A 14,711-nucleotide genomic window follows, 5' to 3' on the forward strand; every position below is an offset into this window, starting at 1 on the left:
GTCATGATGCTGGCGCTGATCATTGCGCTGCCTTTCTTCGGGGTGCTGCTGCCCCTCCTGAGTGAACGCTTCGGGCGTAGCGCCTGTGCGGCGGCCACCGGCCTGGTGCCGCTGACGGGGTTGATCCTGCTGTTGAGCCAGCGCGCGGTGCTGGGCGGCGAGGCCCGGGTGGTCAGCACGCCGTGGCTGCCGGAGCTGGGCCTGAACCTCAGCCTGCGCCTGGACGGCCTGGGCTTCCTCTTCGCCCTGCTGATCCTCGGGATCGGCCTGCTGGTGATCCTCTACGCCCGCTACTACCTCTCCGAGAAGGAGCCCGCCGGGCGCTTCTTCGCCTTCCTGCTGCTGTTCATGGGCGCCATGCTCGGCGTGGTGCTGAGCGAGAACCTGCTGCTGATGCTGGTGTTCTGGGAGCTGACCAGCCTGTCGTCGTTCCTGCTGATCGGCTTCTGGGGCCATCGCTCGGATGCGCGCAAGGGTGCGCGCATGTCTCTGGCGGTCACCGGTGGCGGCGGTCTCGCGCTGCTGGCCGGTATCCTGCTGATCGGCCATGTGGTCGGCAGCTTCGAGCTTTCCAGTGTGCTCGGCGCGCGCGAGGTGCTGCAGTCCAGCCCGTTGTTCCCGCTGGCGCTGTGCCTGGTGCTGCTGGGAGTATTCACCAAGTCCGCGCAGTTCCCTTTCCATTTCTGGCTGCCCCACGCGATGGCCGCGCCGACGCCGGTGTCCGCCTACCTGCACTCGGCGACTATGGTGAAGGCCGGTGTGTTCCTGCTGGCGCGCCTGTATCCGCTGCTCTCGGGCAATGACCTGTGGTTCTACCTGGTCAGCCTGACCGGCCTTGCGACCCTGCTGATGGGCGCCTTCATGGCGCTGTTCCAGAATGATCTCAAGGGCCTGCTGGCCTACTCGACCATCAGTCACCTGGGCCTGATCACCCTGCTGTTCGGCCTCGATTCGCCGATGGCCAACGTCGCGGCGATCTTCCACATCATCAATCACGCCACGTTCAAGGCCTCGCTGTTCATGGCCGCCGGGATAGTCGACCATGAGACCGGCAGCCGCGACATGCGCCGCATCAACGGCATGTGGAAGTACATGCCACACACTGCCGTGCTGGCGATGGTGGCCTCGGCATCGATGGCCGGCGTGCCGCTGCTCAATGGTTTCCTCAGCAAGGAGATGTTCTTCGGCGAGACCCTGGCGCAGAGCATGATGGGTAGTTTCAACTGGGTGATCCCGGCGCTGGCGACGCTGGGCGCGCTGTTCTCGGTGAGCTATTCGGTGCGCTTCATCCACGACGTGTTCTTCAACGGCGAGCCGATCAACCTGCCCAATCCGCATCCCCACGAGCCGCCGCGCTACATGAAGGTGCCGGTGGAAATCCTCGTGCTGATCTGCCTGCTGGTGGGGGTGCTGCCGTCGCTGACCGTCGGCCCGTTGCTGGCCGGCGCCGCCGCATCGAGCCTCAACGGCGCGTTGCCCGAGTACAGCCTGGCGATCTGGCATGGCTTCAACGAGCCGCTGGCGATGAGCTTCGTCGCCAGCGCCGGCGGTGTGCTGCTCTATGTGCTGCGCAAGCCGCTGTTCGACTGGTACGCGGGGTTGCCGGTGGTGGACGCCAAGCTGGTGTTCGAACAGCAGGTGCAACGCGTGGCGTGCATCGCCACACGGATTACTGGCTACCTGGAAAATGGTTCTCTGCAGCGCTACGCCATGCTGCTGGTGCTGGCCGCCGTGGTGGTGGTGTTCGCCGGCCTGGCGCCGCTGTCGGGCCTCGAAGGCTCGCGCGCGCAGACGCCCCTGGACGGCATCACCGCGCTGGGCCTGGTCCTGCTGGCGCTGGCCGGTCCTCTCACCGTGTGGTTCCATCGCCAGCGCCTGACCGCGCTGGTCATCCTCAGCATCGCCGGCCTGCTGGTGGCGCTGGCCTTCGCCCGCTTCGCCGCGCCTGACCTGGCGCTGACCCAGCTGTCGGTGGAAGTGGTGACGATGGTCCTGCTGATGCTCGCACTGTACTACCTGCCGGCGCGCACGCCGGTGTCATCCAGCAGCCTGCGTCGCCTGCGCGACTTCGTGGTGGCGATAGGCGCGGGCGTGATGGTGACCCTGCTGGCCTATGCCGTGCTGACCCGTCCGTACGACAGCATCGCCGGCTATTACCTGGAGAACAGCGTATCCGGCGGTGGCGGCCACAACGTGGTGAACGTGATCCTGGTCGACTTCCGTGGCTTCGATACCCTCGGCGAGATCACCGTGCTGGCGATTGCCGCCGTCGGCATCTTCGCCCTGCTCGATGGCCTGCGCCTGCTGCGCACCGAGCGTGACGACGAGGGGCGGACCTGGGCGGCGGACCGCTTCCCGCCGATCCTCGGCGTGCTGTCGCGGCTGATGCTGCCGCTGGCGTTGCTGGTTTCGGTGTTCATCTTCCTGCGCGGGCACAACCTGCCGGGCGGCGGTTTCATCGCCGGGCTGATCACCTCGGTGGCGCTGGTCCTGCAGTACATCGCCTGCGGCAACCGCTGGGTGAACACGCGCCTGCCGCTGGACTACAGCCGCCTCGCCGGGCTCGGCGTGCTGATCGCCGGGTTGACCGGGTTGGGCGCCTGGTTCTTCGGCTTCCCGTTCCTTACCTCTGCATTCGGCCACTTCGACATCCCGCTGGTGGGTGAGATCGAGCTGGCCACGGCGATGCTGTTCGACCTGGGTGTGTACTTCACCGTGGTCGGCGCGACGCTGCTGATCCTCTCGGGCCTGGGGTCGGTCACCGCACCGCCGGAGGCTCCGATGCTGTCCAAGGAGGCGCACTGATGGAAGCGCTGTTCGCCATCGCCCTCGGCCTGCTGACCGCCAGCGGCGTCTACCTGCTGCTGCGCGCGCGGACCTTCCCGGTGGTGCTGGGGCTGACCCTGCTGTCCTACGCGGTCAACCTGTTCCTCTTCGCCATGGGCCGGCTGGCCGGCGATCCGGCGGTGATCGGCAAGGTCGCCAACGCCGGCGACCCGATCCCCCAGGCGCTGGTGCTGACCGCCATCGTCATCGGCTTCGCCATGACCGCCTTCGTCATCGTCCTGGCCCTGCGTGGGCTGGCCGAGACCGGTGGTGATCATGTGGACGGTGGCAATGGCCAGGAAGGAGGGCAGGGCCGATGAACCACTGGCTGATCCTGCCCATCCTGCTGCCGCTGTTCGCCGGCTGCCTGCTGCTCGCCGGTCCGCTCGGCGAGCGGGTGCAGCGCGGCCTGTCGCTGCTCGCCACCCTGTCGCTGCTGCCGCTCTCCGCCGTGCTGCTGCAACAGGCCGACAGCGGCGCGGTGCAGTTCTACGCGTTGGGTAACTGGCAACCGCCGTTCGGCATCATCCTCGTGCTCGATCGCCTCAGCGCGCTGATGGTCGCGGCCACCGCGCTGCTCGCCTGCCTGTCGCTGATCTACGCGCTGTGTGGCGATGACCGGCGTGGCAAGCGCTTCCACGCGCTGTTCCAGTTCCAGTTGCTGGGTCTGAATGGCGCCTTCCTCACGGGGGATCTGTTCAACCTCTTCGTGTTCTTCGAGATCCTGCTGATCGCCTCCTATGCGCTGCTGCTGCATGGCGGCGGGGCAGGGCGGGTGCGGGCGGGCGTGCACTACGTGGTGCTAAACTTGGTCGGCTCGGCGTTCTTCCTGATCGCGGTGGGCACGCTCTACGGCATCACCGGCACCCTGAACATGGCGCACATGGCCGAGCGCGTGGCGCAACTGGGCGTCGAGCAGGCGCCGCTGGTGCGGGCGGCGGCGCTGTTGCTGCTGGTGGTGTTCGGCCTCAAGGCCGCGCTGCTGCCGCTGTACTTCTGGCTGCCCAGGGCCTATGCCGAGGCGAGTGCGCCGGTGGCGGCGCTGTTCTCGATCATGACCAAGGTGGGCATCTATTCGATCCTGCGGGTCTACACGCTGATCTTCGGCGAGCAGGCCGGCGAGCTGGCGAACCTCGCGCAAGCCTGGCTCTGGCCGCTGGCGCTGGCGGGCATCGTCGCCGGTGCGCTGGGCGCGCTGGCGGCGACCACGCTGCAGGGGCTGCTGTCGTACCTGGTGGTGGTGTCCGCCGGCACCCTGCTGGCGGCGCTGGCGTTGGGGACCCAGGCGGCGCTGTCGGCGGCGCTCTACTACATGCTGCACAGCATCTGGGTGGCGGGCGGGCTGTTCCTGCTCGCCGACCTGATCGCCCGCCAGCGTGGCGACAAGGCCGGCCGCCTGGTGCAAGGACCGGCGCTGCTGCAACCACACCTGCTGGGCGGCGCCTTCTTCTTCGGTGCCATCGCGGTGGCCGGGCTGCCGCCGCTGTCGGGGTTCCTCGGCAAGCTGATGCTGCTGCGTTCGGTGAGCGGCGGCAGCGAAGCCATCGCCCTGTGGAGCGTGGTGCTGGTGAGCGGCCTGGTGACCATCGTCGCGCTGAGCCGCGCTGGCAGTACGCTGTTCTGGCGCACTGGCCGCACCGTGCTGGGCAGCGCCGAGCGTGAGCCGGTGAAGCTGCTGGCGACCTTCGGGCTACTGGCCAGCGCGCCGCTGCTGGTGGTCGCCGCGCGGCCGCTGCTGGCCTACGCCCAGGCGACCGCGGCGCAACTGCTGGATGTCGACCTGTACCGCCAGGCGATCCTGCTGGGAGGTGGCGCATGATCCGTCGCGTCCTCCCGCACCCGCTGCTCAGCGCCATCCTGCTGTTCGCCTGGCTGCTGCTGGTCAACGATTTCTCCCTCGGCCACTGGCTGCTCGGCGCCTTCCTCGGCCTGACGATCCCGCTGCTGTGCCGCAACCTGCTGCTGTCCGCGCCGCGCATTCGCCGGCCTGGCCTGCTGCTGCGCTTCCTCGGCCTGGTGCTGTACGACATCGTGCTCGCCAACCTGCAGGTGGCCAGGCTGGTGCTGGGGCCCAGGTCCCGGTTGCAGCCGGGCTTCGTGGAGATTCCGCTGGAGCTGACCGACGACCTGGCGATCACCATCCTCGCCAGCGTGATCACCCTGACGCCGGGAACCGTCTCCGCCGATCTCAGCGACGACCGCCGCACGCTGCTGGTCCACGGCCTCGACGTGCCGGACCCGCAGGCCCTGGCGGCGGACATCAAGGCCCGCTACGAGGCGCCGCTCAAGGAGGTATTCGAATGCTCGGCTACGTGATTCCCTTGTGCCTGGCGATCCTGGGGCTCGCGCTGCTGCTCACCGTGGCGCGGCTGATTCGCGGGCCGGGTACGGCGGACCGCGTCCTGGCGCTGGACACCCTGTCGATCGAGGCCATCGCGCTGATCGTGCTGTTCGGCATCTGGAAGGGTAGCGGTCTGTACTTCGAGGCGGCGCTGCTGATAGCGGTGATGGGCTTCGTCAGCACCGTGGCCCTGTCCAAGTTCCTGCTGCGCGGAGACATCATCGAATGAACGGCGAATGGATCATCGAAGCGCTGGTCAGTGCGTTGCTGCTGGCCGGCAGCCTGTTCGCCCTGTTCGGCGCCATCGGCCTGTATCGGTTGCCGGATTTCTATACCCGCCTGCATGCGCCGACCAAGGCGTCGACCCTGGGTGTCGGCGGGGTGATCCTGGGCTCCATGCTGTACTTCAGCACCCGTGGCGAGGGCGTCAGCCTGCATGAGCTGCTGATCACTGTGTTCCTGTTCATCACCGCGCCGATCAGTGCGCACCTGCTGGCCAAGGCGGCGATGCAGCAGCGTGCGCCGGTGGAGCGGGGGACCAAGGGCAAGCCCTGGGAGTGATCCCGACCTGCTTTTGTAGGAGCGAGCTTGCTCGCGAACGGATTCACCGGCGGATAGGTCGTTGAGACGGTTCGCGAGCAAGCTCGCTCCTACAGGCGTCCGCCCGGCCCATACAGTTTCCCTCCCGTTCTGTACCTGTCGGCCGCAAGCGCGCGCCTCCTATACTCCGGGGATCTTTTGACTGGAGCGTCCCGTGCAGCAATCCCGGCCGTTCGCCCTGGCGTGCCTGGTGTTGGCGATGGCGCTCTGGGGCAGTTCCTTCATCGCCCTGAAATTCGCCTTCCAGGAAATGCCGGCGATGTGGGTGATCTTCGCCCGCATGGCGCTGGGCAGCCTGATCTTCCTCATCGCCTGGCGCTGGCGCGGACGCATCGACTACCGGCCGGGCGACTGGAAATGGCTGCTCGGGCTCGCCGCCTGCGAGCCCTGCCTGTACTTCATCTTCGAGTCCCTGGCGCTGCAGCACACCAGCGCCGCCCAGGCCGGCATGATCACGGCGCTGCTGCCGTTGCTGGTGGCTGTGGGGGCGTTCTTCCTGCTGCACGAGAAGATCGCTCGCAACACCTGGTTCGGTTTCGCCCTGGCGGTGCTCGGCGCGCTCTGGCTGACCTTGGCCAGCGAGTCGGACGGCCATGCGCCGCATCCGCTGCTGGGCAACTTCTACGAGCTGCTGGCGATGCTCTGCGCCACCGGCTACACCTTGTTGCTCAAGCACCTGTCGGCGCGCTACTCGCCGTTCATCCTGACCGCCATGCAGGCGTTCGTCGGCTCGCTGTTCTTCCTGCCGCTGGCGCTGGTCAGCTCCGGGCTGCCGTCCGCGCCAGGCCCCAGCGGCTGGTTCGCGCTGATCTACCTGGGCAGCGTGGTGACCGTCGGCGCCTACGGCCTGTACAACTTCGGCGTCAGCCGCCTGCCGGCGAGCCAGGCGACGGGCTTCATCAACCTGATTCCGGTGTTCACCCTGATCTTCGCCGCGCTGCTGCTGGGCGAAGTGTTCAGCGGCCAGCAGGCGCTGGCCGCCGGCCTGGTGTTCGTCGGGGTCGCCGTCAGTCAGTGGCGCAGCGCGCCGCCCACGCCACCCGCCGGTGTGCTGGACTGACTTTCTGCCATTCGACGAGGAAACAGCATGTCCGCCCAAGACCGTAACTGGACCCGCGAGGCGATTCGCATCATCGAGGCGGATTTCCAGCGCAGCGCCGATACCCATTTGATCCCCCTCGAGATGCCTGGCCTGCCGGGCGTCGACCTGTATTTCAAGGACGAGTCCAGCCACCCCACCGGCAGCCTCAAGCACCGCCTGGCGCGCTCGCTGTTCCTCTACGCGCTGTGCAACGGCTGGCTGAAGCCGGGCGCTCCGGTGATCGAGGCGTCCAGCGGCTCGACAGCGATCTCCGAAGCCTACTTCGCGCGGCTGCTCGGCCTGCCGTTCATTGCCGTGGTGCCGGCCAGCACCTCCAAGGAGAAGATCGCGCAGATCGCCTTCTACGGCGGCCAGGCGCACCTGGTGGAGGACCCGACGCAGATCTACGCCGAGTCCGAGCGCCTGGCGAAGGAAACCGGCGGGCACTTCATGGACCAGTTCACCTACGCTGAGCGCGCCACCGACTGGCGGGCGAACAACAACATCGCCGAGTCGATCTTCCAGCAGATGCGCCACGAGCGTTTCGCCGAACCGTCCTGGCTGGTCTCCAGCCCCGGCACTGGCGGCACACTGGCCACCCTTGGCCGCTTCGCCCGCTATCGCCGGCATGACACCCGCGTGCTCTGCGCCGACGCCGAGCGCTCGGTATTCTTCGATGCCTACCGCACCGGCGACCGCAACCTGACGCTGAGCTACGGTTCGCGCATCGAGGGTATCGGTCGGCCGCGCGTGGAAGCATCCTTCTTGCCCGCGGTGATCGATGCCTGCTGCCAGGTGCCGGACGATCTGTCGCTGGCGGCCATGCATTACCTGGCGCAGCGACTGGGCCGACGTGTCGGCGGTTCCAGCGGCACCAATCTGGTCGGCGCGCTGCTGGTGGCGCAGCAGATGGTGGCGCGTGGCGAGAGCGGCTCGATCGTGGCGATCCTCTGCGACAGCGGCGAGCGCTACGAGACCACCTATTACAACCCGTTGTGGCTGCTGTCCCAGGGCTTCGATCTCGATCCGCTGATCGAGACCGTGCGCCAGTGCGCCGAACAGGGCGCGGCGCTGTCGGGCGGCGTTCCCTGCTGTGGGCTGGAGTGAACCCATGAAAACCATCGGACTGATTGGCGGCATGAGCTGGGAATCCACCATTCCCTACTACCGGCAGATCAACCAGGCCATCAAGGAACGCCTGGGCGGCCTTCACTCGGCGAAGATCGTGCTGTACAGCGTGGATTTCCACGAGATCGAGCGTCTGCAGCATGCCGGCGACTGGGACGCCGCCGGACGCCTGCTGGCCGACGCGGCGCGTTCGCTGCGGGCGGCTGGCGCGGACTTCCTGGTGCTCTGCACCAACACAATGCACAAGGTGGCGTCGGCCATCGAGGCGGCGGTGGACATTCCGCTGCTGCATATCGCCGACCCGACCGCCGAGGCGATCCGCGCGGCGGGGGTGACGACGGTCGGCCTGCTCGGCACGCGCTTCACGATGGAGCAGGCGTTCTACAAGGACCGGTTGCAGGAGCGGTTCGGCCTGGCGGTGCTGACGCCCTCGGCAGACGAGCGCCAGGTGGTGCACCGGATCATCTACGAGGAGCTGTGCCTGGGACGGATTCGCGATGAGTCGCGCGAGGCCTATAGAAGCATCATCGCTTCGCTGGTGGCGCGCGGCGCGCAGGCGGTGATCCTGGGCTGTACCGAGATTTCCCTGCTGGTCGGCCCGCAGGACGCGTCGGTGCCGCTGTTCGATACCACGGCCATCCACGCACGGCAGGCCGCCGAACGAGCGCTCTGAGTCGGGAAAACCGCTGGTCCGCTCCTGCAGGATCAAAGGCCCCTCAGGCTACTTCTCCCCCGCAAGCGGGAGCGCGGGGCAGTCAGTCGTTGCTGGAGCCGCCCGGATAGGCGCAACCCTGCATGACCTGGTTGTCCACCCGCAGCTCGGCGGACAGGTTGGTCAGCGCGCCGCTCATGCTGTCCTGGCAGCGCGCCGGGGCGACCCAGAGCTCCAGCTTTTCGCCGTTGGCCTCGCTGGAGTAGCTGGTGCTGCCATTGGGCAGGCCCTCGGCGATGTAGGGCACCACCAGCGATGCCTTGCCGGGCTGTTCGAGCAGCAGCCCCTGGTTGTTGATCAGCACGCTCCAGCCCGGTTCATTGCCGTGGGCGCGGACGATGCTGCGCTTGAAGTTCGGATCGTCGCAGCCGGGGCCTTCGTGCTGCAGGCGATAGATCTTGCTGACTTCCAGCTTGCCGTCGGTGCCCGAGGCGGTACTGCCGCTGAAGTTGCCGCGCAGGTCGACGAACAGGGTGCTGGCGCCGTCGTCGAACAGGCTGCTGGCTTCGCGGGGCAGGCCGGTATTGCCGCTGTCCTCGACGCTGAAGCGGCGCTGTTCGGCGCAACTGCGGAACATCAGCTTGCCGTCCTGTCGGCTGAGTTCGCCCTGCAGGCGGGTGGAGGCGTTAAGATCGGTCTTGTTCGGTGTCCACACCTGGCAGGCGGCGAACAGGGGTAGCAGGCTGAACAGAATGAAACGGCTGGATCGCATGGAACGGGCTCCCTCGAAAGTGGGCCCACGTTACCCAGCGAAGCCGGTCATCTCAAGGGTAATGCCAGGCTCGGGGAGGAAATCGGATGATTCGTTGCAAGCGTGCCTATGAGCCGGCGGCACCGGAGGATGGCCAGCGTGTGTTGGTGGACCGCCTGTGGCCGCGCGGGATCCGCAAGGAAGACCTGCAGATGGAGCTGTGGGCCAAGGAGGTTTCACCGTCCAACGAGTTGCGTCAGCGCTTCCACCACGATCCGGGGCTGTTCGAAGAATTTCGCACGGCGTACCACCGCGAGCTGAATGCCCACCCGGAGTACTGGATGGGGCTGCTCGACCTGGCGCGGAAGGGCAACTTGACGTTGCTCTACGCGGCCAAGGACGAGGATCACAACAATGCCCAGGTGCTGGCGGAGTTTCTCGAGGACGAGCTGGAGAAGCAGGGCGAGGGGAGTTCGCCGGTCTGCTACGCGGGGAAGACCGAGTAGGGATCCGTTCGCGAGCAAGCTCGCTCCTACGAAGAGCGCTGCAACTTGTAGGAGCGAGCTTGCTCGCGAACCGAGGCGAACGTGTCACCCGCGTTGCACCATCACCAGATCTTGTATACCTGCCCGGTCTGCGCGCCTTCCACGCTGCGGGCGAAGCCCAGGGCGGCGTCGGCGGCCGGCACCGGCTTGAAGCCGCGGAAGAACGGCGCATAGCCTTCCATCGACTCTTCCAGCACGTTCGGGCTCACCGCGTTGATCCGCTGGCCGCGCGGCAGCTCCAGGGCGGCGCTGCGCACGAAGCCTTCCAGCGCACCGTTGACCAGGCTGGCCGAGCTGCCCAGCACGATCGGCTGTTCGCTGAGAATGCCGCTGGTGAGGGTGAAGGAGGCGCCGTCGTTGGCGTACTGGCTGCCGATCAGCACCAGGTTCACCTGGCCCATCAGCTTGTCCTTCAGGCCGATTGCCATTTCCGTCTCGCCCATTTCCGCGAGCGGGCCGAAGTGTACCGTGCCGGCGGCGCTGATCAGGGCGTCGAAACCGCCGGTCTGCTCGAACAGTGCGCGGATCGAGGCGCTGTCGGTGATGTCCACGCGCAGGTCGCCGCTGTTGCGGCCGACGCGGATGATCTCATGGCGCTGGCCCAGTTCGTTGGCGACGGCCTGGCCGAGGGTGCCGCTGGCACCGATCAGGATGATTTTCATGAAGGCTCCGAGGGGATTTGGCTGAAGACGACTACAGAGTAAAGTGGCGTCTTGTTGTGATAATCCAGCCAATCGACAACCTTTGGTTTTCATATGGAAACAATTACCAGTGATCTGGAAGACCTTTCGGCCTTCGCCGTGCTCCTGGAATGCGGCAGTTTCACCCGCGCGGCGGAGCGCCTGGGCTGCAGCAAAGGGCAGTTGTCGAAGCGCATTTCCGCCCTGGAACAGGCCCTGGGTGCAACGCTGCTGCACCGCACGACGCGGCGTCTGTCGCTGACCGCTGCGGGCGCTGCGCTGTTGCCCGAGGTCCAGGCGCTCAACCTCCAGGCGGTGCGAGCGCGGCAGGCGGTGCTGGCGTTGCAGGACGAGGCGCGGGGCACGGTGCGTTTGAGCGTGCCGGTGTCCCTGGGCGAGACTTTCTTCGATGCCTGGCTGATGGAATTTTCCCGCGAGTCCCCGGACGTCCGTCTCGAACTGGACCTGTCCAACGAACGGCGTGACCTGGTGGCGGACGGTTTCGATCTGGCGATTCGTTCCGGCAGCCTGGCGGTGGACGAGCGCCTGGTGGCCAAGCCGCTGTTCGCCCTGCAGGAGTTGACCTGCGCCACCCCGGATTATCTGGCGCAACACGGCGTGCCGCAGTCGCCGGCGGAACTGGCCGGGCATTCCTGCCTGCAGAACACCCATTACCAGGACAGCGGCATCTGGCTCTACCAGCGCCATCACGAACTGTTCCGGGTGACGGTCAGCGGCCTGCTGGCGAGCAACCACTACACCTTGCTGAAGAAGGCGGCGCTGGCCGGCGCGGGTATCAGCCGGCTGCCGTCCTACATGATTCAGCAGGAATTGGCTGAAGGTCGCCTGATCTGGCTGCTGCGCGAGTACCAGACCCGTACCCAACCGGTATTCCTCATCCATCCGTACCAGGGCCGCCTGCCGCGCCGCACGCAGTTGCTGGCGGGCTACCTGCTGCGCTGGTTCGAGCAGAGCCGGCAGCAACTGGTCGCACTGGAAGGCTGAAGAAAGCTTCGTCCAGGTCTGTTCGGCATTGGTTCAGAGAGGGTTCAGGGTGGGAGGCTTAGGCTTTGAGCCTGTTTTTCTGAAGGCTCCCCGAGGCTGTTGCCATGAACCGTTCCGCCCTGTCGATTGCGCTGCTGCTGACACTCGGCTGCGCCGCCGCCCAAGCCGGGAGCGGGGATTTCTGGTACCTGCAGAGCAGTGTCTACACCACTCACTGGAGCCACGACCCGGAGCACAACAACCACCAGGATCTGATCGGCCTCGAGCGCAATCGAGCCGACGGTATCGTGTTCGGCGGGGCGACCTTCCGCAACTCCTTCAGCCAGCGCTCCAACTATGCCTACGTCGGCAAGCGTTTCGACCGGGAGGGTACGCCGTTCTACGCCAAGGTTACCGGCGGTGCGTTGCAGGGTTATCACGGCAAGTACCGCGACAAGATCCCGCTGAACCGCTACGGCGTGGCACCGGCGATCATTCCTTCCCTCGGCGTTCGCCTCGGGCCGGTCGGCACCGAGCTGGTGGTGCTGGGCAATTCCGCCGCGATGATCAACGTCGGCGCAGGTTTCTGAAGATCACTGAATTGAAAACGGGCGTGGGCTGCGAGGGGTAAACCTCCGTAGCCCACGCCCGTTTCTGCCTGCGCTGTCGATTCAGCCGGCAACTTCCTGCAATGCCTTGTCCAGGCAGTCGATGAACAGCTCGGCGTGTTCCTGCTCGAAGGCCAGCAGCGGGCGGATCTTCAGGATGTTCTCCAATGGGCCGGCGGCGCTGATCAGCACGCCGCGTTCGCGCATGGCGTTGACCACGCGGCGGGTCTGGTGGGCGGCGGGCGTCTTGTCGGCGCGCTCGGTCACCAGTTCGACGCCGAGGAACAACCCCGCGCCGCGCACGTCGCCGATCAGTTCATGGCGCTCGGCCAGCTTGCGGATGCCCTGGAGCATGAAGTCGCCAATGCGCTGCGAGCGTTCCTGCAAGCGTTCGTCGCGGATCACGTCGAGCACCGCCTGGGCCGCCGCGCAGGACACCGGGTTGCCGCCGAAGGTGTTGAAGTAGCGTACGTTGCGCCCGAAGGTATCGAGGATGTCCGCCCGGGCCACCACGCCGGCGATCGGCTGGCCGTTGCCCATCGGCTTGCCGAGGGTGACCAGGTCCGGCTGCACGCCGTGGCGCTGGAAGCCCCACATCGTCGCGCCGGTACGGGCGAAGCCGCTTTGTACTTCGTCGGCGATGTAGAGCAGGCCTTCGTCGCGGGCAACCTTCACCGCTTCGCTGAGGAAACCGGCTGGATCGGGCAGCACGCCGTCGCTGGCGAAGATGCCGTCGAGCAGCAGCGCGGCGGGCTTGATGCCGTGGGCGCGCAGGTCGGCGATGGCGGCGCGCACGTCGTCGGCCAGGGTCCTGGCGACGTTTTCGGCGCCGAGCCGGTAGGCGTCCGGCGCACGCACGGTACGGGCGTGGGCGGGCAGGGTGATGCCGCTGCCCAGGGCGGGCGAGAGTTCGGAGATGTCGCCGGTGACGCCGTGGTAGGCGAAGCGGGTGATGATCACCCCGGTGCCGCCGGTGTAGTGGCGGGCGATGCGCAGGGCGAGGTCGTTGGCCTCGCTGCCGGTGCAGGTGAACATCGCCTGGTCGAGGCCGGCGGGGAAGGTGGAGAGCAGGTCCTCGGCGTAGTCGAGGATGCCTTCCTGCAGGTAGCGGGTGTGGGTGTTCAGCACCGCCGCCTGGCTGGCGATGGCCTGCACCACGCGCGGGTGGCAGTGGCCGATGGAGGCGACGTTGTTGTAGGCATCGAGGTAGCGGTTGCCCTGCTTGTCATAGAGCCAGACCCCTTCGCCGCGCACGGTGTGCAGCGGGCGCTCGTAGAACAGCCGGTAGGCCGGGCCGAGCAGGCGCTCGCGGCGCTCGATCAGGCGGCGCTCTTCAGCGCTCAGGCGGTCGGCGTCGGCCGGGCTGAATCCGTTGGGCATGGTCATGGGCGGGGCTCCTCTTTTCCGCTGGAGATGGAGTGGGCCGGGGCGCGGCAGGCGGCGGCGATCTGTTCCTGCGCCTGCTCGCGGCTCAGGCGGGCCAGGCCTTGCAGACCCTGCCAGGCGTGACGGGTGTTGCGCAGGATGTAGTCGCGGTTCTCGGGATGCAGGCTGGCGCGCCAGGCGGTGATGCACAGGGTCATGATCAGGCGCGTGGCGATCAGGTCGGCGAGGATTTCCTGCTCGGCCTCAAGCAGCGGGCAGCGTCGGTGGTAGGCGGCGATCATCTCGCAGGCGGGGGCCAGCGGCGCGTCCGGTTCGCCCACCTGGTAGGCGGCGGCGACGCCGAGGTCGTTGATCAGCGGGGCGTGGACCATGTCGCCGAAGTCGAGGATGTTGCGCAGCAGGTCGGGATGCGCGGCGTCGACGATGACATTGTGCGGATTCAGGTCGTTATGGATGACCTGGGCGCGCAGCGTGGCCTGGCGGGGCAGTGCGTGGCGCTCGAAGTTATCGAGGAAGCGTTCGACCAGCGCGCGCTGCTCGCGGTCCTCGATGTAGGCCAGCAGCCGGCGCAGGCGCGAGGCGTGCTTCATGTCCCACAGCAGTTCGTGGCCGGACGCCGGGTGTTCGAAGCCGTTGAGCGCCAGTCCGAGGCGCGCCAGGGCGTCGCCGAGGTTTTCACGCAGGGCGCGGCTGCGTTGCGGCACGCGGTGCAGCGGTACGCCGTCGACGAAGGAGAACAGCCGCGCAAGCATTGGCTGGCCGTCGACTTCCACAGGCATCTGGTACTCGCCGCCCAGCGAGGGATAGACGCGCTGCACGGCCAGGGTTGGGTCGGCAGCTTCGACACGCAGCAGGGCGCGGGTCTGGAAGTCTACCACCTGCGGATCTTCCAGCGGGTGGGAGAGCTTGAGCAGGCGGTCGCCGCCGTGGCCGTGGCTGATGTGGAAGTTCAGGTCGCGTTCGCCGGCGAGGCGGTTCAGCGTGCCGCGCTGGCCGAAGTATTCCTCGGCAATGGCGGTGGCCTGGACGTCGCTCACTTGGGCGGGAGCCGCTTCCAGCAGGTGGTCGTGGACGGGCGCGGTGTTGAGGGGCACGGGTACATCTCCAGCGGGTTCAGCGTGGGTGGAGC

General features: G+C 67.2%; 16 protein-coding genes. 12 read left to right on the forward strand and 4 right to left on the reverse strand.

The genetic code is table 11. The annotated features are described in order from the left end of the window. Positions 1–3: 3 nt before the first annotated feature. The 9 genes from H681_RS07335 to H681_RS07375 all read left to right on the forward strand — a co-directional run bounded on the left by H681_RS07335 (position 4) and on the right by H681_RS07375 (position 8,649). Positions 4–2,805 carry a monovalent cation/H+ antiporter subunit A gene (locus tag H681_RS07335; protein ID WP_015476214.1) on the forward strand — a complete coding sequence of 934 codons (2,802 nt, stop codon included), beginning with the start codon at positions 4–6 and terminating at the stop codon, positions 2,803–2,805. Then, a complete protein-coding gene (locus H681_RS07340) occupies positions 2,805–3,146 on the forward strand; it encodes a Na+/H+ antiporter subunit C (protein WP_015476215.1) in 342 nt (113 codons plus the stop codon). The genes H681_RS07335 and H681_RS07340 overlap by 1 nt, the downstream gene beginning before the upstream one ends. Then, positions 3,143–4,645, forward strand: a complete 1,503-nt coding sequence (locus H681_RS07345; protein WP_015476216.1) for a monovalent cation/H+ antiporter subunit D — start codon at positions 3,143–3,145, stop codon at positions 4,643–4,645. Before H681_RS07340 ends, H681_RS07345 begins: the two co-directional genes overlap by 4 nt. Then, entirely contained in the window at positions 4,642–5,142 is a 501-nt protein-coding gene (locus H681_RS07350) for a Na+/H+ antiporter subunit E (RefSeq protein WP_015476217.1), read from the forward strand. The genes H681_RS07345 and H681_RS07350 overlap by 4 nt, the downstream gene beginning before the upstream one ends. Beyond that, positions 5,127–5,396, forward strand: a complete 270-nt coding sequence (locus H681_RS07355; RefSeq protein WP_015476218.1) for a K+/H+ antiporter subunit F — start codon at positions 5,127–5,129, stop codon at positions 5,394–5,396. The genes H681_RS07350 and H681_RS07355 overlap by 16 nt, the downstream gene beginning before the upstream one ends. Continuing rightward, positions 5,393–5,728, forward strand: coding sequence for a Na+/H+ antiporter subunit G (locus tag H681_RS07360; protein ID WP_015476219.1), 336 nt, complete (start codon positions 5,393–5,395; stop codon positions 5,726–5,728). The genes H681_RS07355 and H681_RS07360 overlap by 4 nt, the downstream gene beginning before the upstream one ends. A 193-nt stretch (positions 5,729–5,921) precedes the next feature. Then, positions 5,922–6,827, forward strand: coding sequence for a DMT family transporter (locus H681_RS07365; RefSeq protein WP_015476220.1), 906 nt, complete (start codon positions 5,922–5,924; stop codon positions 6,825–6,827). Between the two features lie 27 nt (positions 6,828–6,854). Further along, positions 6,855–7,955 carry a PLP-dependent cysteine synthase family protein gene (locus H681_RS07370; protein ID WP_015476221.1) on the forward strand — a complete coding sequence of 367 codons (1,101 nt, stop codon included), beginning with the start codon at positions 6,855–6,857 and terminating at the stop codon, positions 7,953–7,955. Positions 7,956–7,959: 4 nt separating this feature from the next. Continuing rightward, complete coding sequence (locus H681_RS07375; protein WP_015476222.1) at positions 7,960–8,649, forward strand: aspartate/glutamate racemase family protein; 690 nt, start codon at positions 7,960–7,962, stop codon at positions 8,647–8,649. Between the two features lie 82 nt (positions 8,650–8,731). Here the strand turns inward: H681_RS07375 and H681_RS07380 are convergent, their stop codons facing one another. Further along, a complete protein-coding gene (locus H681_RS07380; RefSeq protein WP_015476223.1) occupies positions 8,732–9,400 on the reverse strand; it encodes a COG3650 family protein in 669 nt (222 codons plus the stop codon). 86 nt (positions 9,401–9,486) lie between these two features. On the opposite strand from H681_RS07380, the gene H681_RS07385 reads away from it, so the two are divergent. Next, positions 9,487–9,885, forward strand: a complete 399-nt coding sequence (locus H681_RS07385; RefSeq protein WP_015476224.1) for a DUF488 domain-containing protein — start codon at positions 9,487–9,489, stop codon at positions 9,883–9,885. A 101-nt stretch (positions 9,886–9,986) separates the two neighbouring features. Here the strand turns inward: H681_RS07385 and H681_RS07390 are convergent, their stop codons facing one another. After that, the gene (locus H681_RS07390) at positions 9,987–10,586 is read right to left on the reverse strand and encodes a short chain dehydrogenase (RefSeq protein ID WP_015476225.1); all 600 of its coding nucleotides are present in this window, start codon (positions 10,584–10,586) and stop codon (positions 9,987–9,989) included. A 93-nt stretch (positions 10,587–10,679) separates the two neighbouring features. On the opposite strand from H681_RS07390, the gene H681_RS07395 reads away from it, so the two are divergent. Both H681_RS07395 and H681_RS07400 read left to right on the forward strand, forming a co-directional pair. Next, a complete protein-coding gene (locus H681_RS07395; RefSeq protein ID WP_015476226.1) occupies positions 10,680–11,609 on the forward strand; it encodes a LysR family transcriptional regulator in 930 nt (309 codons plus the stop codon). A gap of 104 nt (positions 11,610–11,713) precedes the next feature. After that, positions 11,714–12,178, forward strand: a complete 465-nt coding sequence (locus tag H681_RS07400) for a hypothetical protein (RefSeq protein WP_015476227.1) — start codon at positions 11,714–11,716, stop codon at positions 12,176–12,178. A gap of 81 nt (positions 12,179–12,259) precedes the next feature. Here H681_RS07400 and H681_RS07405 read toward each other — a convergent pair whose 3' ends face one another. Together H681_RS07405 and H681_RS07410 are read right to left on the reverse strand one after the other, a co-directional pair. Next, complete coding sequence (locus H681_RS07405) at positions 12,260–13,582, reverse strand: aspartate aminotransferase family protein (protein ID WP_015476228.1); 1,323 nt, start codon at positions 13,580–13,582, stop codon at positions 12,260–12,262. Then, the gene (locus H681_RS07410) at positions 13,579–14,676 is read right to left on the reverse strand and encodes a phosphotransferase (protein WP_015476229.1); all 1,098 of its coding nucleotides are present in this window, start codon (positions 14,674–14,676) and stop codon (positions 13,579–13,581) included. Before H681_RS07410 ends, H681_RS07405 begins: the two co-directional genes overlap by 4 nt. Positions 14,677–14,711 lie beyond the last annotated feature (35 nt).

Origin of the sequence: Pseudomonas sp. ATCC 13867 (assembly GCF_000349845.1) — a bacterium.
GTDB lineage: Bacteria > Pseudomonadota > Gammaproteobacteria > Pseudomonadales > Pseudomonadaceae > Pseudomonas.